General features: G+C 53.7%; 14 protein-coding genes and 1 riboswitch. Of the genes, 8 read left to right on the top strand and 6 right to left on the bottom strand.

The genetic code is table 11. The features are described 5' to 3' along the window. Positions 1-7: 7 nt before the first annotated feature. The gene (locus QU597_RS02325; protein WP_310831195.1) at positions 8-316 is read right to left on the bottom strand and encodes an MTH1187 family thiamine-binding protein; all 309 of its coding nucleotides are present in this window, start codon (positions 314-316) and stop codon (positions 8-10) included. Positions 317-703: 387 nt separating this feature from the next. Further along, positions 704-934, top strand: a riboswitch (cobalamin riboswitch). 341 nt (positions 935-1,275) lie between these two features. Here QU597_RS02325 and QU597_RS02320 point away from each other — a divergent pair. From QU597_RS02320 to QU597_RS02305, 4 genes are all read left to right on the top strand, one after another. Further along, positions 1,276-3,261: an anaerobic ribonucleoside triphosphate reductase gene (locus tag QU597_RS02320; RefSeq protein WP_310831194.1), complete on the top strand. Its 1,986-nt coding sequence runs from the start codon at positions 1,276-1,278 to the stop codon at positions 3,259-3,261. Beyond that, positions 3,258-3,773 carry an anaerobic ribonucleoside-triphosphate reductase activating protein gene (gene nrdG, locus QU597_RS02315; protein ID WP_310831193.1) on the top strand — a complete coding sequence of 172 codons (516 nt, stop codon included), beginning with the start codon at positions 3,258-3,260 and terminating at the stop codon, positions 3,771-3,773. Before QU597_RS02320 ends, nrdG begins: the two co-directional genes overlap by 4 nt. A gap of 440 nt (positions 3,774-4,213) precedes the next feature. Further along, the gene (locus QU597_RS02310) at positions 4,214-6,547 is read left to right on the top strand and encodes a ribonucleoside-diphosphate reductase subunit alpha (RefSeq protein ID WP_310831192.1); all 2,334 of its coding nucleotides are present in this window, start codon (positions 4,214-4,216) and stop codon (positions 6,545-6,547) included. A 243-nt stretch (positions 6,548-6,790) separates the two neighbouring features. Further along, a complete protein-coding gene (locus tag QU597_RS02305) occupies positions 6,791-7,822 on the top strand; it encodes a ribonucleotide-diphosphate reductase subunit beta (protein ID WP_310831191.1) in 1,032 nt (343 codons plus the stop codon). A gap of 450 nt (positions 7,823-8,272) precedes the next feature. Here QU597_RS02305 and ssuE read toward each other — a convergent pair whose 3' ends face one another. Beyond that, the gene (ssuE, locus tag QU597_RS02300; protein ID WP_310831190.1) at positions 8,273-8,827 is read right to left on the bottom strand and encodes an NADPH-dependent FMN reductase; all 555 of its coding nucleotides are present in this window, start codon (positions 8,825-8,827) and stop codon (positions 8,273-8,275) included. Between the two features lie 424 nt (positions 8,828-9,251). Here ssuE and serS point away from each other — a divergent pair, with 424 nt between their 5' ends. The 4 genes from serS to QU597_RS02280 all read left to right on the top strand — a co-directional run bounded on the left by serS (position 9,252) and on the right by QU597_RS02280 (position 18,883). Beyond that, on the top strand, positions 9,252-10,544 hold the full coding sequence (gene serS / locus QU597_RS02295; RefSeq protein WP_310831189.1) for a serine--tRNA ligase: 1,293 nt from the start codon (positions 9,252-9,254) through the stop codon (positions 10,542-10,544). Between the two features lie 350 nt (positions 10,545-10,894). Continuing rightward, the gene (locus QU597_RS02290; protein WP_310831188.1) at positions 10,895-16,318 is read left to right on the top strand and encodes an S-layer homology domain-containing protein; all 5,424 of its coding nucleotides are present in this window, start codon (positions 10,895-10,897) and stop codon (positions 16,316-16,318) included. 354 nt (positions 16,319-16,672) lie between these two features. Continuing rightward, a complete protein-coding gene (locus tag QU597_RS02285; RefSeq protein ID WP_310831187.1) occupies positions 16,673-17,578 on the top strand; it encodes an ArsR/SmtB family transcription factor in 906 nt (301 codons plus the stop codon). Positions 17,579-17,614: 36 nt separating this feature from the next. Further along, positions 17,615-18,883, top strand: coding sequence for an MFS transporter (locus tag QU597_RS02280; RefSeq protein ID WP_310831186.1), 1,269 nt, complete (start codon positions 17,615-17,617; stop codon positions 18,881-18,883). Positions 18,884-18,972: 89 nt separating this feature from the next. Here the strand turns inward: QU597_RS02280 and QU597_RS02275 are convergent, their stop codons facing one another. The 4 genes from QU597_RS02275 to QU597_RS02260 are packed head-to-tail and all read right to left on the bottom strand — an operon-like array spanning position 18,973 to position 23,958. Next, complete coding sequence (locus QU597_RS02275; protein ID WP_310831185.1) at positions 18,973-19,611, bottom strand: histidine phosphatase family protein; 639 nt, start codon at positions 19,609-19,611, stop codon at positions 18,973-18,975. Positions 19,612-19,640: 29 nt separating this feature from the next. Beyond that, complete coding sequence (locus QU597_RS02270) at positions 19,641-20,444, bottom strand: AAC(3) family N-acetyltransferase (RefSeq protein ID WP_310831184.1); 804 nt, start codon at positions 20,442-20,444, stop codon at positions 19,641-19,643. Positions 20,445-20,473: 29 nt separating this feature from the next. Continuing rightward, positions 20,474-22,066 carry a response regulator gene (locus tag QU597_RS02265; RefSeq protein WP_310831183.1) on the bottom strand — a complete coding sequence of 531 codons (1,593 nt, stop codon included), beginning with the start codon at positions 22,064-22,066 and terminating at the stop codon, positions 20,474-20,476. Continuing rightward, a complete protein-coding gene (locus QU597_RS02260) occupies positions 22,063-23,958 on the bottom strand; it encodes a cache domain-containing sensor histidine kinase (protein WP_310831182.1) in 1,896 nt (631 codons plus the stop codon). Before QU597_RS02260 ends, QU597_RS02265 begins: the two co-directional genes overlap by 4 nt. Between the last annotated feature and the right edge of the window lies 1 nt (position 23,959).

The raw sequence follows: 23,959 nt of genomic DNA, 5'->3' as shown, positions 1-23,959 counted from the left end.
CTGGAAACTAGTTATCCTGCAGCTTGCGTTCTACCGATTGCAGCTTGCTGCGGCTGGTAGAAGGCTTGTCGCGGCGGTCATCGATTTTGAGCGAGGTGGATACACGCTGTGCCCCTGCTGTGAACGGAGATTCATGTAGTGCTTCTACCGCAGCCAGAATCTGTGAGACCGGCCCCTCAATAATTGTCCCCATAGAAGTAAGTTCAAAGGTGATCCCCTCCACTGTCTGCAATACCCGCTGCATGTCGGCCACATAGCTGCTGAGACTAGTGCTGCCTGTACCGATCGGAATTACCGTAACTTCGCCAATAGCCATCTCTAAATCCCTCCTGAACAAGATTTGTGAGCCTTCCCTTTATCGAATCCGTTAAATCCCGCTAGTCTCTTCTTATTGTAGCAACTCCGCTGTGCTCCTACAAATTGCCATGAGGATCTTCCCCAGACCCCTTTTATTCGAATCTATTAATAGGTTGATCACCGAGTCACAATTCCAGTGTCACAATCACAATATTTATGGAGTCTTTGTGGCATTTTTTCGGACAATTTATGACCCGGAACGCTGTTTTTTATGCTCAGGTTGTGGATTACCTGTGGACTAACTGTGGATCACTTGTGAGTAAGCGGGCCGAACCCGCGCCTGGAGCGGGTTTTTAAAAAGTGGTTTACAAACACAATATATTGGGTTATTTTTAACTAACGACAACAAAATATAGTGGAAACAGGTGCTTTGCTCTTAAATAGGGAGCTGAAGCTTAATAGGGAAACGCGGTGCAAATCCGCTGCGGTCCCGCCACTGTAACCGGATGCGGGAGGCCTAACGGGGCTTGCCAGCCAGCATCTTCCGGCACTAAGAGCCACTGAGGGCATGAGGCCCTTGGGAAGGCACGGAAGATGTACCGGAAGCCAGGAGACCTGCCTGTTTCCGGGCACCGTATTCATGCCTGCGAGGAACAGGAGAGGTGTCCGTATGCGGCCTGCAGCAGCAGAAATAGCCTACCCTGTCTTTGGGGAGCACAAGGCTGCCGATACCTGAAGGCGATAACCCTTATCGCCTTCAGGTATCGGCTTCTGCAAAAAGACAAGAGGGCTAAGCTATGCCCGATTTTCTTTTACATCCAGACCACTGGAAATATCCGCTTGGCGGATATTTATGACGCATCCGGGCATTTTCCGCCTCCAAGGCGGGAGATGCCTTTTTACTGAGTTCAGATAGAGGAATTTATAAGAAAGATATTTTATTACTAGTACGACTATACCGAGAGGAGAGAGCTATACATGACGCTGCTGGAGAAACGGTACAATGGTGGACAAGCTGCACAGGAGGTTCTTTTGGATGAAGTAATACATCTGGGACGGGATATTATCGAAAGCCGGGACCTCGACCTGCTGCGCGAGAATGCCAATTTGAACGGGGAAAGCTTCTCCGGTAAAATGAGCAAATTTGGCAGCGAGTATTCCAAATGGTATGCCCGCAATTTCACTATGCCGCCGCAGCTCGTGCAGGCGACGCTTGATAATGTCGTGTACGTCCACGATCTGGACCAATACGCCATCGGAACCACCAACTGTATCTTCATCCCGTTTGAACGCCTGCTCCGTGAAGGCTTCAACACCGGCAACGGCAGCGTCCGCCCTCCGAACTCGATTATGACGGCGATGTCGCTGGTTGCGATTATTTTCCAGTCTCAGCAGAATGCCCAGTACGGCGGGGTATCGGCCAATAAGATTGACTACGATCTTGCGCCTTATGTAACTAAGTCCTTTGCCAAGCTGTTCCGTAAGGGACTGGAGTATTTCGAAGAAGGACAAGCCGGCGAGCATCTTGGCGACATCTCCATGAGCCGCACCGATCTGGCTGAGCAGTATCCGCGGGCATTCCGCTTCGCGCAGAAAGAAACAGAAAGCGAAACCCTTCAGGCAGCTGAGAGCATGATACATAATCTAAATACGATGTCCAGCCGCTCCGGCGGGCAGATTCCTTTTACGAGCATCAACTACGGCACCTGCACTTCTCCGGAAGGCCAGCTGGTCATCAGCTCCCTGCTGACTGCGACGATGAACGGCCTCGGCAGCGGTGAAACACCGGTGTTCCCGATTCAAATCTTCAAGTGCAAGCAAGGCGTGAATCAGCAGCAGGGCGATCCGAACTATGAGCTGTTCCTCAAAGCGGCTGAATGCTCAGCCCGCAGACTGTATCCGAACTTCGCCAATCTGGATGCGCCGCTCAACCTGCAATATTACGATCCGGCTGATCCGGACACGGAATTTGCCACAATGGGCTGCCGCACCCGGGTGCTCGGCGACCGGTTCGGACGCAATCACTGCTCCGGCAAAGGAAACCTGTCCTTCAACACGCTGAACCTTGTCCGTTTGGGCCTCGCCCACGGGACTGTAACCGGCCGCCGTCTTGCCGCTGATGAGGAAGGCTTCTACGATGACCTGAATCATTATATGGACATCGCACTGGAAGGTCTGCTGCACCGCTTCCGCATCCAGACTTCCCAGAAAGCCAAAGCCTCGGACTTCATGATGCGCGAAGGTGTCTGGGAGGGCGGCGAACAGCTTGCACCTGACGACAGCGTAGGCGAGCTGCTCAAGCACGGAAGCCTGTCCATCGGCTTCATAGGTATGGCGGAGTGCATGAAGGCAATGTACGGCAAGCACCACGGCGAAGATATGGAAGTTCACGCCAAGGCGCTGGCCATCGTCCGCCACATGCGCGAATACTGCGACCGCAAGAGCGACGAGCTGAATCTTAACATCACCCTGTTCGCCACACCGGCTGAAGGCCTGTCTGGCAAGTTCACTAAAGTGGACCGTAAGGTACTGGGCTCTATTCCGGGCGTAACCGACCGCGAATACTATACGAACTCTTTCCATATTCCTGTATACCACGAGCTCGGCGCTGCGCAGAAAATCAGCCTGGAAGCTCCTTTCCATGAATACTGCAACGCCGGAGCTATCTCCTACGTCGAGCTGAACGGCAATGCCCGCAGCAATCCGTCGGCTTTTGTCAAAATCATCAAGTACGCGCTGGAGCAGGAGATTAGCTATTTCAGCATCAACCATCCGATTGACCGCTGCTCCGGCTGCGGGTATGAAGGCGTAATCGGCACGAACTGCCCTTCCTGCGATGCACATGAGCATGATGTTCATATCCGCCGGCTGCGCCGGGTAACCGGATATCTGACCGGCGACTATCAGACCCGCTTCAATGCTGCCAAGCAGGCAGAAGTAAGAGACCGCATTAAGCATCTATGAATATTTGCGGCTACTACCCGGAATCGATTAACGAGGGAGAAGGCATGCGGGCCGTCCTCTTCCTCAGCGGCTGCCGGCACCGCTGCCCGGGCTGCTTCAACCCGAAGACCTGGAATTTCAATTTCGGCGAACCTTTCACCCTGGAGCGCCAGCGGGAGATCATCGCCGAAATGGCTGCCAACCCGCTGCTGGATGGACTGACGCTGGCGGGCGGCGATCCTTTTTTCTCGGCAGAGGAGGCTATGGGCTTCATTCAGGAGCTGCGTGCCGTCCTGCCGGACTTTCCGATCTGGATCTATACCGGCTACACGTACGAGGAGCTCACTGCTGCTCCCGGCTCACCGGAATGGAACCTGCTGGCCCTGTGCCAGGTGGTCATTGATGGACGTTTTGTAGAAGAACTCAAAGACACTACCCTCCCCTACCGGGGAAGCAGCAACCAGCGGATCATTGATATCCCGGCCAGTCTGGCAGGCAGCGAAGTTGTGCTTTGGCAGCCGGCGGTGCTGTAAATGTTATTCGGCTGTTCAGCAGCATGATTCGTGCTATACTTTATCCTTGTGTTTTTATTGAAGCGGTGCCGTCCTGCATAGGACGGTAATACGCTTTTCACTGGCCTTGCAGGCCGTTTTTTTCGCCCCTATAGATCAAATTTTGATATTGAAAATTAAACTAATATAGATTGAACTTTAAGACTATTGAAGAAAGGAAGGAGCGACGGAGGGGAATTTTGGAACTGAAGGAGCGAGAGCGTCCGCCTGAAAGCTTTCCGCAGGAAAGCTAGCTTCGGAAGCATAAGCAGTCTACGGATTTCAACCGCAATAAGCGGTAAAAATCAAGAAATCTGTAGACAACAGCGGCCGTAAGTCCAAACATTCAACGTAGTTGCGACTGATCTTTACTCTACAAGACTTACATTCAACTTATATAACCACGAAAGGATGATTAATTTATGCCACAACTCGTAGTGAAACCCGATAACCGCCAGCTGGCTTTTGATGAAATGCGCCTTTCCGTATATGCCGACCGTATCCTGAATGGCCTGGAACAGCTCAGCAAAGAAACGCTGCTGCGCGGAGTGCAGTCCAAGCTGCGCCGTGAAGAGGTCAGCGGAGAAGAAATCAGCAGTGCTTTTACGATGAGCGCCCTTGAGCTCGTAACCAAAGAAGAGCCGGACTGGAAGTTTGCCGCCGCCCGCTCGCTTTTGACTTCCCTATATAAGAAAGCCGCCGTCAACCGCCGCTATAAAGCCTATCCGGAGGAGCCTTACGGTGAACTCTACCCGCTGATTACCGACCTGGTCAAAAAAGGCATCTACCGCGAAGAGCTGCTGACCCACTACACCAAAGCGCAGATTGCCGAGCTTGGCGAATGTATCGATTACACCCGTGACCTCTTGTTCGATTATATCGGGCTGCTGACACTGTCCGACCGCTATCTGGCCCATGATTTTGACGGACGCGTGATGGAGCTCCCGCAGGAGCGTTACATGATTATCGCGATGTTCCTCATGCACCGTGAGCCGGAAGAGAAGCGCCTTGAGCTGGTAAAAGAGGCCTACTGGGCCATGAGCAACATTTATATGACCGCTGCCACGCCAACCATGTCCAATGCCGGTAAAAAGGTCGCCGGGCAGCTCTCCAGCTGCTTCATCGACACAGTGGACGACTCGCTGGAGGGCATTTTTGACTCCAACACCGACGTAGCCCGGCTCAGCAAAATGGGCGGAGGCATCGGCGTCTACCTCGGCAAAGTCCGGGCCCGCGGCTCCGATATCCGCGGCCACAAGAACACCAGCTCCGGCGTTATCCCTTGGATCCGCCAGCTGAACAATACCGCTGTCAGCGTAGACCAGCTCGGCACGCGCAAAGGCGCGGTCGCTGTCTATCTCGACGTGTTCCACAAGGACATTCTCGCCTTCCTCGACCTGAAGCTGAATAACGGCGACGAGCGGATGCGCGCCCATGACGTGTTCCACGGTGTCTGCCTGCCCGATCTGTTCATGGAAGCTGTAGAAGCACGCGGCCACTGGAACCTCTTCTGCCCGCATGAAGTGAAGAAGGTTATGGGCTGGAAAGACGCGAACGGCCGCGCTCTCGGTCTTGAGGATTTCTATGACGAAGAGCTTGGCCAAGGCGCTTTCCGCGAAAAATACGCTGAAGCCACAGCCAATCTGGAGCTCTCCCGCATCACGGTGCCGGCCATCGACATCATGAAGCGGATTATGAAGTCGCAGCTCGAGACCGGTACGCCGTATATGTTCTACCGCGATACCGTCAACCGCACCAATCCGAACCGCAATCAGGGCATGGTTTTCTCCTCCAACCTGTGCACGGAAATTATGCAGAACCAGTCGGCGACCGTGATCGAGCAGGAAGAACTGGTGACGAAGGACGGCCAGACCCGGATCGTCATCTCCAAAATCCCCGGCGACTTCGTTGTCTGCAACCTGAACTCCATCCACCTGGCCCGCGCTGTTCCGGCTGGCGTGCTGGAAAGACTGGTGCCGATTCAGGTCCGCATGCTCGACAATGTTATCGACATTAACAATATTGAAGTGCTGCAGGCGCAGTACACGAACAGCCAATACCGTGCTGTCGGCCTCGGCACCTTCGGCCTGCACCATCTGCTGGCCCTGGAAGGCATCCGCTGGGAGTCCGAGGAAGCTATCGAATACAACGACCATCTGTATGAGCACATCAATTATCTGCTTGTGCGCTCCAGCATGGAGCTGGCCCGTGAAAAGGGCCGCTATCCGAAGTTTGCCGGCTCCGACTGGGAGACCGGCGAGTACTTCACGAAACGCGGCTATACCAGCGGTGAACAGGAAGGCAAGTATGTAACAGCAGAGCAGTGGCGCCAGCTCCAGCAGGAAGTGGCTGCGGACGGCGTGCGCAACGCCTGGCTGTTCGCGATTGCGCCGAACGGCTCGACTTCGATCATTGCCGGCTCGACCGCCAGTATCGATCCGCTCTATGAGCTGCTCTCCTACGAGGAGAAGACTACCTACAAGATCGCTAACCCGGCGCCAGATCTGTCCGAGAAAACCATCTGGTACTACAAGACGGCCTTCCTGATTGATCAAAACTGGTCGATCCGCATGGCCTCGGCCCGCCAGCGCCACGTCGATCAGGGCCAGAGCTTCAACCTGTACGTGACGCCGGACATTAAGGCCACCGATTTCCTGCAGCTGCACTTGAACGCCTGGAAGGGCGGACTGAAGTCAACGTATTATGTGCGGAGCCGTGCACTTACCATAGAAGAGTGTGAATCTTGCGCGAGCTAATTTTCTTAGTGCTTGAACAGAAAAAAACGGTGATTTGTTCGTCACTGCGAGGAATGTTTGGGCTTCCGGTCGCTGTTGTCTGCAGATTTCTTTATTTCAACCGTTATTCACGGTTGAAATCCGCAGACAAAGGCGAACGCTGACGCTCCTCCAGCTCCAAACTCCCTCTCCGTGACTCCAACCGTTTTTATGGACAAACCACCACAGAAAGATTAGCTCAAGCAAATTACAGGAGGGAACCTAATGCAATTACAAAAGATTTTTAATACGGAAGCACCGAACCAATCGACCCGTATCATCGACGGGGAATGCTCGGGAATTCTGAACTGGAACGATATCCGCATGCCGCATATGTACAAGCTGTACAAGGTGCTGCTGCTCAACCACTGGATCGCTGACGAGATCCCGATGTCCAAGGATGCCCAGCAGTTCCCGCAGCTGGAGGCTGAGGAACAGCGCGTGTTCAAGATCAACATCTCGCTGCTGGCGGTGCTGGACTCGATGCAGACGATGTTCGTCGGCGATGTGAAGCGTTATTTTACCGACTCTTCGCTTGAGGCCATTTCGGCAATCATCGGACAGCAGGAGGTCGTGCACAACCAGTCCTACTCCTATGTCCTCTCTTCGATTGTGTCTGACAGCGAGCAGAAGGAGATTTTTGAATACTGGAAGCATGATCCGGTACTGCTGGAGCGTAACCAGTTCATCTCCGACATCTATCAGGAGTTCCGCGACGCGCCGTCGAAGGATACCTTTTTCCGCGCACTGGTGGCCGATCTCATCCTGGAAGGGATTTTCTTCTACAGCACATTCGCCTTCTTCTACAATCTGGCCCGTGACCAGAAGATGATGGCGACCAGCCAGATGATCTCCTACATCCAGCGTGACGAGAATCAGCACTGCTACTTCTTCGCGGAAGTGTTTAAGCAGCTGCTGGTCGATTACCCTGAGCTGAACACAAAAGAGAACATGGACTACGTCTACCGTACCATTGACCGCGCTGTAGAGCTGGAAACCAACTGGGGGCACTACACGCTGACCAATGTGCGCGGCATCGACATGAACGAGCTGAGCGACTATATCAAATATATTGCCAATAAACGCTTGACCCTGATGGGTCTGGACAAGGCTTACCAAGGCGTCGACGTTAACTGCATGCCGTGGATCAAGCCTTTCTCTGACGAAGCGCTGAACGCGACCAAAACCGACTTCTTCGAAGCCAAATCGCGCAATTACGGCAAGGTCGGCGACGACAACGGATTTGATGATTTGTAAAAAAAGAGCCGCTGCGCAGGAGCGGTTATCCAGCTCAATAGCAATGGATTAGCTTCGACTGCCGTTAAAAGGGAATCTGTTGTAGTTCGTGCAGCAGATTTAATTAATTCCAGCTTAAACATGTGATCTGTTGTAGTTTGTGCAGCAGATTGTCGGCAGGTAGCCTGATTTAGGCGTAATCGGCCACTTTCTATTGTACGAAGTGCAATCAAATCTACTTTCACCGCTCGAGGATGCGATTCTGCTGCACAGAATGCAATAGAATCGTAATCGGCTTAGCCCGACTGTAAAATTGGTATGTAAAAATCCCCGTACCGCCGATTTCCGGCAGTTCGGGGATTTTATTTGTTCTAGTCACACGTCGCTGGTTCTGGGTTAGCTAATCGCTGAATTGTCGGCAATGTGGGGGTTTCGACTGTTCTGTTCACACGCCGATAGTTGCTGGGTTAGTTACTCTCCGGCTTTCCGCGCTGCTTTATGCGTAGTTTCTTCCGCAAGCTCCTCGAGCACGCTGTTCAGTCGCAGCTTGAGCTCCTCGGCCAGTTCAACGACACCCTGATCGTTACGCACCGCCTGGGAGTCAACCGCATATACGCCGCCCAGGATATGACGTGCCCCGAGTACGGACAGCACCGGCTTCAGTGCGTAGTCAATCGCCAGCAGATGTGCCAGGCTGCCGCCCATGAAGAGCGGAAGCACGATTTTGCCGGCGAGGCCTTTTTGCGGAACCAGATCGAGGAAGGTCTTCAGTACACCTGTGTAAGAAGCCTTATATACCGGGCTAACCACGATTACCGCGTCGGCCTCAGCTACAAGCCCATTGGCTTTGACAATGGCTTCGCTCTCAAACTTGGTGTGAATCAAATCTTCGGCCGGAAGCTCGGCAACATTAATCCGATCTACTTCGAAACCGCGCCCGCGCAGATCTCCCTCTGCATATTCGATGACCGCGTTAATCCGTGATACCAGGGATGGCGTTCCGTTAATTACAACTATTTTGGCCACTTCTACACCTCTTCCGCTTCTGGGTATGAATGGAATATGCCGCTTTGTGCAAGCATAATTACTTTAAATTAGTAATAATCCTATCAAATAAGACGGATTATTGTCAAACCTGATCTACGCTGCAGGCAGACTCGGAGCCCTTGCATATGTCAGATTTCTGGGATATAATGATCGGCAAACCTACATCCCAATCAGGCCAATGACCGGCATCCAACCGTGAGGCGTCTGCGACCGGAGCATTTCTGTGTTCCCTAAGTTTACCGGGTTTCGCCCGTTACCGCGAAGACCAAAGAGGATCGGATTCCGCTGTTAAGCTATTTTTATGGAGTTCGGTCAACCTGGGTGGCACCGCGAGCTGACGCTCCTCGTCCCATGGATGAGGGCGTTTTTTGTATTTTTTTAAGACAAAAGGAGCGAATGCGGCATGCTGGACATGAACTGGATTAGGGAGAACAAAGAACTTGTGAGAAATACGGCGGCGTGGAAAAGAGTCGATTTCCCGCTGGATGAGCTGCTGGCGTGGGACGACAAGCGGCGCCTGCTGCGCCGCGAAACGGAGCAACACCGGGCTGAGCGCAACGGGTTGACCAAAGAGGTGGAACAGCTGCTGCGCCAGGGCGATGCCGCTGCCGGGGAGCAGGCTAAGGAGCAGGTCCGGAAGCTGAACAGCCGGCTGGCAGTTCTGGAAGCGGATCTGGCCGAGGCCGACCGCCGCTGCGGGGAGCTTCAGCTGCTTGCGCCGAATCCCGTATCGGCGGATACGCCGATCGGCAGGGACGACAGCGAGAACGTGGAGCTGCGGCGGACCGGAACCCTGCCGGAATTCAGCTTCGCGCCGCGCGATCACGTGGAGCTGGGCGAGCTGCACGGCATCCTCGACATCCCGCGCGGGGTCAAAGCCGGCGGACCGCGCAGCTATGTGCTGAAGAATGCCGGCCTCTATCTGCATCTGGCCGTGCAGCGGCTGGCCCTGGATGTACTCGCAGAGCGCGGCTTCACGTCCATGGATGTGCCGGTGATTGTCCGTCCGGAAGCGCTGGAGCGGACTGGTTTTTTCCCTGGCGGCAAGGACCAAACCTATGAGCTCAACGGGGAGAACCGCTGGCTGGCCGGCACGTCGGAGGTCTCGCTGGTCTCGCTGTACAGCGATGAGATCGTAGAACTTGATGAGCCGATGCGACTTGCCGGCATGTCGGCCTGCTTCCGCCGGGAGGTCGGCTCGGCAGGGCGCGATGTACGCGGCCTCTACCGGGTGCACCAGTTCTCGAAGATCGAGCAGGTGGTATTATGCAAGAATAACCCGGATACTTCGGAGCAGATGCTGCAGGAGATCCTGGCCAACGCCGAGTATATCCTGCAGCTGCTGGAGCTGCCTTACCGCATCGTTGCGGTATGCAGCGGTGATATGTCGCTGAAGACCCACAAGCAATATGATGTGGAGACCTGGATGCCCAGCCGTGAGGCCTTCGGCGAGACGCATTCGGCATCCAATCTGCTGGATTTCCAGGCGCGCCGGTCGAATATCCGCTACCGTGACGAGCACGGGCGGCTGCAGTATTGCCATACGCTGAACAACACCGCAGTGGCTACGCCGCGGATTTTAATACCGCTGCTGGAGAACCACCAGCAGGAGGACGGGTCGATTTATATTCCGGCAGCGCTTCGTAAATATATGAACGGGTTGGAGCGGCTTGAAGTGCCGCAGAGAAATAAATAAAAAACAGCGAAGAGGCGTCATTCGAGGCGCCTCTTTGCTGTAATACATTTATTCACAATACAGAACCGCTTTAATCTATCAAAATTTCTAGACGAACGTATCCGTAATATCATCCTCCTCTCACTTGAACGTTTCTCCGTCCTCTCTAACACTCCTCTAACACTCAATTAACACAAGCATTAGAACCAACCGTTTTTATCGCAAATTTAATCAAAAAATTTATGTATTTTCGTAATATTCCCCTATTAATTTATGCATAATTAACAAATATTAACGAAAAATTGCTTCGCTATTATTTTATTACTATTATAATAGAGTGCGAAAGATATTTTATGGGGAGGTATACTTACATGAAATTGTCTTCACAAAGCAGGAAAACACTCAGTCTTCTTCTGGTGTTAGTACTATTTCTAACCGGGGGCTTCCCGGGAATTTCTCCCGGCACCGGTACAGCTTCGGCAGACGCGCCGATAACAGTAGAAGCCGCCTTAGCCAAGACAGCAATCGAGAATGTAACCGTCTTGGGGTATATTGTCGGGTGGTATACCACGGGTACAGGTACATATTCCCAAGACCCGGCCAGTTTCACCGCAGACACGAATCTTGCAGTCGCAGACAACCCCGCAGAGACGAATCCCGCCAAAATCATGCCCGTCCAGTTGCCCTCATCACCCGATTATATCCGCAAACAGTTTGGTTTGAAGACCAACCCTTCGCTCCTGGGTACACAGATTGTGATCACAGGAAAGACAGAAGCCTACTTTTCAGTACCCGGCATTAAAAGTGTTTCCAAGGTAGAAATGTTCAGCACCACCCAGTCCCCTCCTGTCTCAGCTTCTCCGGCCTCCGGCTCTACGGTAGGCAAAGGCTCCACCATCGCTTTAAGCACTTCATCCGTCACTGCAAGCGTGTACTACAGTGTATACGCCAACGGCAGCACCACTGCTGCTCTGGATAATGTATGGTACCAGACGCCAATTCCAGTTGACGCTAGCTATAATACCCTTACCATTAAAGCCTACTCCACTTCACCGGGGCTTACAGACAGCCCTCTTGCTACTTTTACCTACAAAGCCGTATCCGTACTCGATAATTTGAAGATTAATCAAATCCAGGGAGCCGCCCATACTTCGCCGTATGCCGACAGCCTGGTTACGAATGTGAAGGGGATTGTCACCTACATCAAGGATGCGGATACTTTCTACATTCAATCGCCTGATGCAGATGCCGATACGGATATCAAAACCTCCGAAGCGGTGATGATCTATCAAAAAGGCGGCAGCAGCGCCGTCAAGACAGGCGACTCCGTTACCATTGACGGAACCGTTCAGGAATACGGCTTCAGTGGCCAATTAACCACAACGGAAATCGCCGCCACCAAAATTGCTGTGCTCAGCAGCGGCAACGCACTGCCGGCTGCAATTGTAACAGGTACAGGCGGACGCGTGATTCCAACGGCAGTCATCGATGATGACAAGCTGACCAAATTTGAGCCGGCTACGGATGCCATCGACTTCTACGAGAGTCTGGAGGGCATGCGCCTGCAGCTCAACAAGCCGACTACCGTCGGTCCGGCTGTCTATTATGCATCCAGCAGCACTTTTGAGATTCCGGTCATTACGGATAATGGAACTGCCAATACAAACGAAGTCTATTCCGCTGCAGGCGGCCTGGTGCTGACCGGTGCCGACTTCAATCCGCAGCGCCTGATGCTCTCTGTGAAGACCGCGCCTATTCTCACCACAGGCCAGAAGTTCACGGAGAACATCACCGGTATTCTGTCTTACGATTACGGTAAATTCATCATCTCCACGGAATCAGGAACACTCCCTGGAGTAAGCGCAAGCACCCTGCAAAGAGAAACCACTATCCTCGCCTACGATGAGGGCAAGCTGACGGTTGCCTCTTTTAACATTGAGAATTTCTCCAAGCTCAATGACAACAAGAAGATAACCAATGTAGCGAAGGATATTGTCGTCAACCTGAAGACTCCGGATATTGTCGGCCTCACAGAGGTGCAGGACAATGACGGCACCGCCGATTCAGGCGTGACTGATGCCAGCGAGAGCTTCCAGGCGCTGATTGACGCCATCAATGCACTTCCCGGCAGCAGCGGCACCGATTATGCCTATACGGATATCGCCCCGGAGAATAACAAAGACGGCGGTGCTCCGGACGGCAACATCCGTTCCGGCTTCCTCTACAATAAGAACAGAGTCGAACTCAAAGCAGGTACAAAAGGAACTGCAACGCAAGCGGTAAGCTACAGCGCAGCAGCAGGCCTCAGTCTGAACCCCGGTCGGATTGATCCGCTGAATGGAGCCTTCACTAATTCGCGCAAACCGCTGGCAGCAGAATTTACTTTTAAGGGTAATGATGTCATCCTCATCGCCAACCACTTTAACTCCAAGGGCAGCGACAGCTATCTGTTCGGCTCCACCCAGCCGCCGGCCTTCAGCAGCGAAGTCCAGCGGGCGAACATTGCCAAGGCAGTCAACGGATTCGTTGCAGATGTGCTTGAGCAGAATGCGGATGCCAATGTCATCGTGCTCGGCGATTTGAATGACTTCCAGTTCTCTAACACCCTGAATCTGTTAAAAGGCAGTGCACTTACGAATCTCGTAAACACCCTGCCGCTAAACCAACGTTATTCCTATGTATATCAGGGCAATTCACAGACGCTCGATCACATTCTCGTTAACAACAGGCTGGCATCCGGCAGCAAGCTGGATATCGTGCATCTCAATGCTGATTTTGCCGATCCAGGCGATTATGCCAGCAGCGTTACCTTCCCTGAAGATATCCGGGTAAGTGACCATGACCCGCTGGTCGCACAGATTGACTTTGCCCCAACTGACTTTAACCTGCGTGTACTGCATACGAATGATACACACAGCCATCTGGAAAATGTAACGAAGCGCACCTCGGCGATCAGCAGCGAACGGACAGGCAACTCCGTACTGCTCGATGCAGGCGACGTTTTCTCCGGCACGCTGTACTTCACCCAGTTCAAGGGACAAGCAGACATCAAGTTCATGAACAACATCGGCTATGACGCGATGACGTTCGGTAACCATGAGTTTGACCTGAATAAGGGGCAGCCGGAAGTGCTGAAAGACTTCGTGACGGCGGCCAAATTCCCGTTCGCCAGCGCCAACATTGACTTTACAACGAAGAACAGCGAGCTTGCAGAGCTCTATCATGGCACCACCGGGACGCTCGAAACTGATGAGACCAAGAGCACAGCAAAGGATGGAAACATCTACCCTTCGGTCATCAAGGATGTATACGGCGAGAAGATCGGGATCTTCGGCCTGACTACAGAGGATACGGTAGGGCTGTCCTCGCCAGGCGACAAGATCAGCTTCAAGGATCATGTGGAAAGCGCCAAGAAAACAGTAGCACTGCTGGAAGCCCAGGGTATTAACAAAATCATCGCCGTTACCCATCTGGGCTATACCGTTGACCAGGAGCTGGCCAAGGCCGTTCCGGGAATTGACATTATCGTCGGCGGTCACTCGCATACGAAGATCGATAATCCTCCGTCTCCGGTTGTGAATGTTGGAACCGGCAAAAAGGTACTCATCGTGCAGACCGGTGAATACAGCCAATTTCTCGGTGAGCTGGATGTTACCTTTGATAAAAATGGAGAAATTCTCGGTTACAGCGGGGCACTGCTGGATGTTAACCGCTTCGGCGAAGATGCAACTGCCAAAGCATTGCTTGCTCCGTATGATGCAGAATTGGCTACCGTACGCAGCACTGTAGTAGGCTCCTCAAACGTTGATCTTTACGTCAACCGCACGATTGACGGCAAATCGGTACGGGTTGTACGTCAGGAAGAAACACCGATCGGCAACATGATTGCCGACAGTATCTCGGAGAAAGTTAAAGAGCTGCTGCCGAACTTCGTATCGGCAAGTGACCTCGCTTCGATTAAGGGCGTTGTTGCTATCCAGAACGGCGGCGGTATCCGTGCAGCCATCGACAAGGGCGACATCACAATGGGTGAAGTGCTGACCACTCTTCCTTTCGGCAACAGCCTGGTTGCCCTCAAGGTTACCGGTGCGGAAATCATCTCCTCACTGGAGAACTCCGTCAGCGGCCTTAGCTCCGACCAGGGCCGGTTCGCACAGGTTTCCGGCATGAAATATACGTATGACTCTACGAAGACGCCGGAAATTGTCGACCCGTTAACCGGCAATGTGACACAAGCCGGACAACGCATTGTATCTGTTGATATTCAGCAGGCTAACGGCTCCTATGTGCCTGTTGATCCGAACGCTTACTATATTCTGTCCACGAACTCCTTCATGGCAGGCGGCGGCGACTTCTACCGGGCGCTGGCTGCAGCCAAGGCGGACGGACGTTATTATGAGCTCGGTCTTCCGGATTTTGAAGTTCTGTTGTCCTATTTGAAAAATCACAATCCCGTAGACGTCGCTGTCCAAGGCCGGATCACCGACCTGAAAGGAACCACTCCGGCTCCAACAGCTACACCTACACCGACTCCAACAGCTACCAGTGCACCTGGCGGAGGCGTAATAACCGTAACACCTTCACCTACAGCCAGCGCATCAGCAGCACCTGCAGCAACACCGCAAGTGACTACAATTACCGCTGCTGATTTGACTGCCAAACTGGCAGCTCTGCCGGCCGGAAGCAGCGAACTCGTCATTCCGGTTACCGGCTCAGCCGGCGGAGCCCAGATTGTGCTTCCGGGCAGTGTGCTGATCCAGCAGGCTGCGGCCAAACCGGCAACAGTGCTTACGTTTACTACAACGAACGGAAGCTCTTATTCACTTCCGCTCAGCCTCGTAAACGGAACGGCACTTGCAGCACAGCTAAGCAGCAGTGACTTCACGATCACCGTCTCCATTCTGTCAGCCAGCACGGCCACACTGAGCAGTGTGAACCAGGCTATTGCTGCACAAGCGGGTTCCGGCACCCTGGCAGCGCCGGTAATTGAGTTCAGCATCACTGCGAAATCGGGAACTGCCAGCGTACCGCTGAACAGCTTCGGCAGCACCTATGTGAAACGGACGCTTACGGCTCCATCCATCTTGAATCCGGGATCGGCAACAGCCGTATCCTTCGACCCGGTAACCGGAAAAATTGCCTTCGTACCTTCCGTATTCACCACGAAGGCAGATGGAACTACCGAGGTCACGATCAAACGCAACAGCAACAGCTATTACACCGTTGTCCAGTCTACTAAGACGTTCGCAGACATTACCGGCCACTGGGCCAAATCAGCAATTGATCTCCTCGCATCCAAGCTGATTATTACCGGAACCAGTGCCACTGCATTCTCGCCTTCGCAGCAGGTGACCCGGGCAGAATTCGCAGCCCTGATTACCCGCTCGCTTGGTCTGGCGAAGGCAAGCAGCGGCACCACCTTCAGTGATGTCAGTGCGGGCGCATGGTATGCGGAGGCTGTGCAGACGGCAGCTGCAGCAGGACTGATCACCGGTTATACTGACGGCAGCTTCAAGCCAAGCAGTCCGATCACCCGCCAGGAGATGGCAGCGATCTTGTCCAAGGCCATGAAATTCACCGGCAAAACATTAAATGGGGATCTCTCGGCGCTGAAGAAATTCAGTGACGCAGCAGCCCTCCCTGCCTGGTCTCAGGCGGCGGTAGCTGAGATTGCCGCTGAGGGCATCATTCAGGGACAGCCGGACGGCTCGTTCGCTCCGCAGAAATCGGCTACCCGCGCGGAAGCCGCCACGATGCTGGAGAAAACCCTGAAGTCACTCGGATTTATTAACTAACGTTTAACCTCACTTGAAAAGGCGGTTCCCGGGACGTGAATAACGTCCATCGGGAACCGCCTTTTTTTATACTGCGTATGCAGTTCTTCCCGCAAATCACCTCGTTTATTTCACAGCTGCCGAAACCGGCGCAGTCATTTCCTGCTCAGAAATTAAATTGCCGCCTTATAGTTCCACCTCCTTCATAACCTCTATCCTTTCCATAGCTATATAACTGAAATAACGGCTGAATATTATTTTCCCTTTATCTTGAAATCTGGATTTTGTTCGCATATAATAAAACCAACAAGTAGTTCTATATTTATAGAACATAATGTTCATCAGCATCACAACAACCGAAATGGGGAATCCGGTATGAGCTATAAGGTACAAGTGGATTTTGCGCCAATGTATGAATGTATTGCCAGCCTTAATGCTTTTCTTTACAAACAGAATCATAATGCCATGGACGCGGGAAAACTCTGGGTCCGCGAGGTACAGGAACAGTTCGCTCCGGTGCAGCTGCAGAGAATGCGGGAGATTATCACCATATCCGAGGATTTCAGCTTAGCTCCATATATTTGGACCTGCCCGGGCGAGCGCACCGTCAGCGGGTTCCTGAATTGGTTCGATGAGCTGACCACGGGTGAGCTGTACGAGATCTCCGGCCGTTTCGGCCAATCTGTTCCCTCCAATCTGGCCGAGCTGCGAAGTGCCGCCACTGAGATCCTGCGCGTTTGGGATGCCGGCTATTTCAGCAGGATTGATCCGCAGATTCTTGAGGGACTGCATCAAGAGGCTGATGCCAGAAAAGACATGCTAACCGGCGGGAATGACATGGAGGTTTACGAGCAGGCCACCGCAGGCATGAGGCTGTATCCCGCCGGACAGCTGAAACAGGTCATCCTTATCCCGCAATATCATCCCCGGCCGCTGGTTACTTCGGCTTTTTATGATGAATTTGTGTTCACCAGCTACTCCTGCGATGTCCTTCCACCGGAGGAGGGACGCCCGGCACCGGCGCTGCTGCGGCTTACCCGGGCTCTTTCAGACGAGACACGGCTGTACATTCTTCGCCTGCTTACCGGGAAGCAGCTGAATTTCACTGAGATTGTTAAGCTGGTCGGCCTTTCCAAAAGCACAATCCACTACCATCTGATCGCACTGCGTGCGGCGGGGCTGGTCATCGTCCATTACAACGGCAAGAGCATCTCCTACAGCTTGCGGCTGGAGGCACTGACTGAACTGCCTCATCAAATCGGAACGTATCTGGAGAGCTAAACCGGGATCAATACCAAAAAAGAGGTGAGCCTTCCCATGTTAAAACGCAGTTATTTCGGACTGCTGTCCACCATATCCTTAAGCACCTTCGGTGATACTTTTGGACTCCTGGCCATGGAATGGATGGTCTATGAACTGACCGGCTCCAAGCTGGCCATGGGTGCGCTTGTACTCTGCTCCGGCATTCCGGAGCTGCTGATCCGCCTGCTGGGCTCGCCGCTGTCTGACCGGCTGAACCGCGTGCGCCTCATGGCCTTCCTGGCGGCCATCCGGCTGCTGGCCATCGCCCTGCCGCTCGGGATGGGCCTGGCTGGCCACCTGCAGCTCTGGCATCTGTTCGCCGCAGCAGCGCTCAGCGGCGCCTGCTCCGCGCTGTTCCTGCCGACGGCCATGGCCATCGTCCCGGGCATGGCCGGTGACCGCAAGCTGATGCGCGCCTTTGCCGTCATTGACGGCTGCAAAGGCGCCGCCGCCCTGCTCGGCCCGGCCCTGGCCGGCGTACTGACCGCCAGCAGCGGAGCAATACCGGCGCTTGGCATCAACGCAGTCTGTTATGCAGCCGCCATCGCCACCCTGCTGTACCTGCCGAAGCTCGCGAGGCCCCAGGAAGCTGCCGGCAGCTTCTCCGTCCAGGCATACCTGCGGGAAATTGCCGAAGGATTCAGCTTCTATAAGCAGTTCCCGTCCATGCTGGTCATTATGATTATGGTCTCCATCAGCAACTTCAGCTCGATTGCCGTCTGGACCATGATGGTCCCTTATGTCCGTGAAGTGCTGCAGCGGGATGCGGCAGCGCTGGGTACGCTGAGCACCGCTTCTGCGCTGGGCTATTTAACCGGAATCAGTGTGGTTTCGCTGATCGGGGAAGTCAAACACCGGCGGCTTGTCATGCTCGGCAGCCTATGCGGGATGGGCATCATCATTGCGCTGTGGGGCCTGATCCCAAGCTATCCGTTTGCGCTCACCGCCGCATTCAGCAGTGCAGCCTTGGGTCCTTTCTTTGGTTCTATCAGCTCCGCGCTGCATGGCCGGCTGGTTCCCGGCAGCTTGCAGGGCCGGGTGAACTCGATCCGTTTCCTGATCGGCGGCAGCCTGCAGCCGGCCGGCGCTTTTGCCGGCGGTGTGGTCGCAGAGGTCTATGGGGTGCCCACGCTGTTCCTGGCTGCCGGACTGCTGCCGGCCGTTTGCGCCGCACTTGCTACACTGCTTCCAGTTCTCAGGCCGCTTGACGGCGACCTCCCGGCGCATCCGGCGGAAACCGGTCCGGGCGGCAACAACGCAGCGCTGGTCACACTGGCCAAATAAGCAGCACAAACAGGCGATGCCCGCTTTTCAGCGGTTATCGCCTGCCGTCTATAGCTATAGGAATATCGCAGGTACATCGTCGCGTATATTTAGGATTCCATTCCGGCTTCGCTACTTTCATAATGACTGATGTCCCCGTGCAGCAGGATCTCCGGCACACCATCTGTAATATCGATTCTGCACAGACAAGTGGGATAAATATAAGGCAGCTCCCACAGCTTATCCATAGCCCTGGCTTCAAAGTACGCCATCAGCACCTTGATCACTACCGTGTGCGTCACAATAAGCAGGGTCTGCCCTTCATGCCTGTCCGCAAGCTCTTGAAGCTTATTCAGCGCCCGCTCCTGCACCTCTGCGAACGTTTCGCTGCCTTCCACGCTGAATTTTCCGGGATCCTCCCAGAAATAACGGAACTGCTCCGGATCACTTTGCTTAATCGCGGAGGACTCACGGCCTTCCCAGGCGCCCATGCATATCTCCTTGAATTCATCGCAAGCCGTTACAGGAATCTTCCGCTCCCCGAGAATCAGCTCCGCGGTACGCAGCGTCCGTGGACTGGAGCTTGCATATACCGCATCCAGCTGCACCTCCTGCAGCCCCCGGCCGAGCCACTGTGCCTGCTGCACCCCAAGCGGAGTAAGCGCCGAGTCCTGATGTCCCTGCATACGCTGCTGCACATTCCACTCTGTCTGGCCATGCCGTGTCAAAAATACTGTTGTTGTCCCCATAACTCAGCTCTCTCCTTTTCAGGTCTTAGCTATTTCCGCTTCCGTGCCAGCCAGCCTGCCGCATAATCTACGATCTCCCGCTGCGGGATCAGCTGTGCTGCTGAAGCTGCAACGTTACCATGGGTTATCCGGCCTGTCTCCCGGTCAAAGTCTTCACCAATCTCCGCAAAGTCATCGGAATTCCAGTTCAGATCCCTGAACTGCACCCACTCCCTGGCTCCTCCCACCAGCATGGGCGCACCGGCAGTCACTTCCTGCTTCCCCGCATAATCAGCCCGGTACTCCGCCAGATGAAGAGAGGTGTTGTTCAGACTATTTACGCCCAGCAGCAGTACGCTTCCGTTCAGATCATAGATCCTGGCCAGCGGGGAATGCTCCCCGAAGGCGAACTCCAGCTCATGCCCGCTGGTAATCTTATCCCGGTGCTTCCCCCAAGCGGCAAAAGAATGGACCGGATGGCTGCTGCGTCTAACCCCCTGCTGCTTGCGGAAGGTATCGGGAATAATGCCCATTCCCCGCAGCAGGGTCATATCCGGATCATAGGCCGGCATCTGTTCCCGGATTGTCTGCCACCAGGCCTCCGGCACCGGAGGATTACTCCACCCTGCCGGATCGGTCAAATCGGAGGAGTGTGTCGGCATAACCAGCGTCCCCTCTGCGCCGAGCACCTCCTCCAGAGCCAGAATTACTGCCACCGGACCGCCGGCCACCCACTGGCCAAGCGATTTAAACGAGGAGTGCAGCAGTAGCGTCATGCCCTCCTGCACCCCTAACCTGCGGAAATCGGCCGCTAAGGTCTCTACCGTAATCAAATTACCCTGCACTTCTTCCACTTTCCATCCCCCAAACGATCAAGCCTTAATCAATAGAATTCCTTATCTTCCGGACGAATGGACCCGGGATCCAGCAGTTTCGCCCGGTACTCTCCGGGAGAGATTCCTTCCAATTCCTTGAACACACGGGTGAACTGCTTGCTGTTCTCGAATCCGACGGCTTCCGACACTCCCGACAGCTTCATGCGGCTGGACGACAGCAGCTCTTTCGCATGGCGGATGCGCACTTTTTTCAAATATACGACAAAGCTCTCTCCGGTATAGGCCTTAAACGCCTCACTGAAATAGGAGTAGCTAAGCGACACATAGTTGCTGACCATCGCCATATTCAGCGGGCGGGCATAATGCTCCTCAATATAAGCCAGTGCTGCTTCCATATCGGCATGTTCGGTATGTGCGGATCTTATCCCAATAATATAATCGTTCACACTAATGAGCAAATGCTCCAATGCGCGGTAATAATCATGAAAATGGCGGTAATTGTACAAGTCGCCGACGGTACGATACAGCTTAAGCACCTCTACGGAAGCCTCCCCGTGTACCCGGAACACCTCATCCAGCACACGTTCGTTCATGCTCCGCGCGACACTCTCCAGGTAAGCCAAATCCAAGTGCGGCAAATGCTCCGTATGAAAAATAGTGCCCAGCAGGCTTTTGAGTTCTTTTTCACGCTCGGTACCCAGCATATTAAGCAGCTTGCGCAGCTCCTCATCCGGAGAGGGAAAGCTGCGCCGGCCCACCCGGATACTGGCATAATCCATAAAGCTCGCCTGCGGCGACAGGAAGGTATACTGCAGTGCGCGGCAGGCTTGCTTATAGCAGCTCTGGAACTCCCCGGGGCTGTGTCCTGCCTCAGCAACCCCAATAAGCAGACCCTTAATTTCCTTCGCCTCCGCCAGCCGGTAGAGGTTCCGGAAACGATCCCTGCCGCTGCCGACCAGGACCAGCTTCCCTTCCCAATCCGTCAAAATTTCACTGAAATGCTCCTCCAGCGGCCCGGACAGCCGTTCAAGCAACCCCTGAACCTCACCCGGCTTCATCCGTGTACCGTCGTTATAATAATAATTCAGTACGCCCACTGTAAAAGGAAGCTGCAGACGGCCCAGCTCCTCCTGCTGTTCCGGTGACGGCTGTACATCCTGCAGCAGCAGCAGCCGCTGCAGACGGGTGGCACGCAGCTCCTTGCGGTACCCCTCTGTTTCCTGCTCCAGCTGCTGTACGCCGGACTCCTGCTCTTTCCCACTACGCTCCAGGTAAATCTGCTCCAGCGTTTCGAACAGCTCTTCACGGCGGATCGGCTTCAGCAGATAATCCTTGACCCGGTGGCGGATCGCGCTTTTGGCATATTCAAAATCATCATGGCCGCTCAGGATAACCACAGCCGGACCCTTACCGGGTGCGGACTCCGCAGACAGGTGCTCCAGCAGGGTAATGCCATCCATGACCGGCATTCGGATATCTGTAATGATGATATCTTTGGGCTCCTGCCGGAACAGCTCCAGTGCCTCCGCGCCATTGCCGGCCAGTGCTATGCTGTAGAGGGACGGATATTCCCTTTCAATCATCGCCTTCAGACCTTGGCGGATCATTCTCTCATCATCTACAATCAGAAGTTTCTTCATGAACTTTTATCCCCCGTCAAAAGTACTTTAGGCAGCGTCATGAATACCGTAGTCCATTGCCCCGGCTCACTTTGCAGCTCCAGTCCGTAAGCCTCGCCATAGAACAGCTGCAGCCGCTGATGGACATTTCTGAGACCGATCCCCCCGGCCTTATAGCCCCCGGTTCCGGAACCGGAGAACTCCTGACTTTCCTCTTCCCTGGCGTAAATCGCCTCATGCAGAGCGGCCAGCCGTTCCGGTGTTAGCCCCAGGCCATTATCACGGATCAGGATAAACAGATCTCCCTCTGCTTCTGTCACATCGATACGGATGGTGCGGCCGGTGAGCTCCTCTCCGCCGGTAGTCCAGGCATGCTTCACACTGTTCTCAACGATCGGCTGCAGCGACATTTTCAGTACTTCCACTTCCAGGTAAGCATTCTCTATATTCAACTCCAGACGGATGGGGTGTTCAAAGCGGATATTCATAATTTCGATATAATTTTGAATATGGCGGATTTCATCCCGCAGCTTCACATATTCGCCGGACCATTTGAAGTTATAACGCATCATGCCGCCCAGCCAGGTCAAGGCATCCGAGATGGTCCGCTGGTCCTCAATCTCCGCAAGCATCTTGATATTCTCCAGCGTATTGTACAGAAAATGGGCATCAATCTGGTTATGCAGTGTGCGCAGCTCGGCTTCCTTCGAAAGCGCCTGCTTGTAGACAGCCTGAGCCACCAGGGTATTAATGGTATTCATCAGCTTGGAGAAATGATGCGCCAGCTCTCCCACCTCTCCGCCTCCGCGGATCGTGATCCCTGTGTAAGTCTCTCCCTTGCGCACCTTCTTCATCGTTTCGGTTAAACGGCGCAGATTTTTCAGGATAAATGCATTCATTACATAAGCAATAGCGGTTAGCAGAAAAATAAAGCCGATGTTGGCGCCGATCAGCAGGTTGCGGGTATGAGAGATACGCTTCATTACATCTTCCATAGATACGACATTAAGCAGCGAGGCACCGATCCGGTCCAGTGGTGCATGAATCAGCAGAAAGGATTTCCCGCCCTCTTTATAGTCAATATTCCACTCACCGGTCTTCTGATAGATCTTCAGCCGCTCAGCAATGGCGCTCTCCAGCTGCGGACTATTCTCGGTGAACGAATGGTCTGTACGTGTAAACAGCCGCAGCTCGCTGTCTGCAATGAACATCTGCGACTGATTGTCCCGCACATCTGTATAGGTTTTGGGGGTGAAGTTATTCAGCATCATATCGACTTGAATCATCCCTATATGGTGACCGGCCGGAACATTGATTTCCCTTATCAAAGATACTTTTGGCTGCTCCTCTGTCATCGGATTCGTAGAACGCTCCATGAGATCCGGATCATTATTCTGGAATATCCACATCTCCCGCTCCCCCAGCTCAAGAGCCTTCTGGAACCAGGGTTCAGCCGAAACCCGGCTTTCGCGAAAAATAATCGGCCAGATTTCATACATATTGAGACTTGGAGAATATAGGCGCAGATGCTCAATACTCGGATTAATGACCTGGATGCGGTTTAAAGTCATGTATGTCGTATTATTAAAATCAATTAGCTCGCCCAGCGGAGGATCGACTTCATTCATCAGATAATTCTGAACCACTTTATCAGAATCGGCCATCTGGGCCGCCCGCTCCATCACTTCAATCTGATTGACGATATGCAGCTTCTCCATCTGCAGGAGGTAGTTGTTCTTGTCCACAGCATCACGGACATACGTATTGTTGATCGTCCTGAAGGAATACACGGAGACGAGCAGACTCGGGCCGAGGATGATAAAAATATACGCGGCGACCAGCCTGCTCTGCAGCGATCTGCGCCCCCACCAGTAGCTGAAAGAATTCCAAAGCTCTCTTGTCCGTTTACGCATA

It is taken from the genome of Paenibacillus pedocola, from assembly GCF_031599675.1.
Lineage (GTDB): Bacteria > Bacillota > Bacilli > Paenibacillales > Paenibacillaceae > Paenibacillus_AQ > Paenibacillus_AQ pedocola.
The sequence above is the reverse complement of the archived record's forward strand: the minus strand, read 5'-3'. Positions and strand labels throughout refer to the sequence as shown.

What these genes read in the sequence shown, in the direction of transcription:
- QU597_RS02325 (WP_310831195.1), bottom strand. Translation starts at nt 316, where the DNA reads ATGGCTATTGGCGAAGTTACGGTAATTCCGATCGGTACAGGCAGCACT.
- QU597_RS02320 (WP_310831194.1), top strand. Translation starts at nt 1,276, where the DNA reads ATGACGCTGCTGGAGAAACGGTACAATGGTGGACAAGCTGCACAGGAG.
- nrdG (WP_310831193.1), top strand. Translation starts at nt 3,258, where the DNA reads ATGAATATTTGCGGCTACTACCCGGAATCGATTAACGAGGGAGAAGGC.
- QU597_RS02310 (WP_310831192.1), top strand. Translation starts at nt 4,214, where the DNA reads ATGCCACAACTCGTAGTGAAACCCGATAACCGCCAGCTGGCTTTTGAT.
- QU597_RS02305 (WP_310831191.1), top strand. Translation starts at nt 6,791, where the DNA reads ATGCAATTACAAAAGATTTTTAATACGGAAGCACCGAACCAATCGACC.
- serS (WP_310831189.1), top strand. Translation starts at nt 9,252, where the DNA reads ATGCTGGACATGAACTGGATTAGGGAGAACAAAGAACTTGTGAGAAAT.
- QU597_RS02290 (WP_310831188.1), top strand. Translation starts at nt 10,895, where the DNA reads ATGAAATTGTCTTCACAAAGCAGGAAAACACTCAGTCTTCTTCTGGTG.
- QU597_RS02285 (WP_310831187.1), top strand. Translation starts at nt 16,673, where the DNA reads ATGAGCTATAAGGTACAAGTGGATTTTGCGCCAATGTATGAATGTATT.
- QU597_RS02280 (WP_310831186.1), top strand. Translation starts at nt 17,615, where the DNA reads ATGTTAAAACGCAGTTATTTCGGACTGCTGTCCACCATATCCTTAAGC.
- QU597_RS02275 (WP_310831185.1), bottom strand. Translation starts at nt 19,611, where the DNA reads ATGGGGACAACAACAGTATTTTTGACACGGCATGGCCAGACAGAGTGG.
- QU597_RS02265 (WP_310831183.1), bottom strand. Translation starts at nt 22,066, where the DNA reads ATGAAGAAACTTCTGATTGTAGATGATGAGAGAATGATCCGCCAAGGT.
- QU597_RS02260 (WP_310831182.1), bottom strand. Translation starts at nt 23,958, where the DNA reads ATGCGTAAACGGACAAGAGAGCTTTGGAATTCTTTCAGCTACTGGTGG.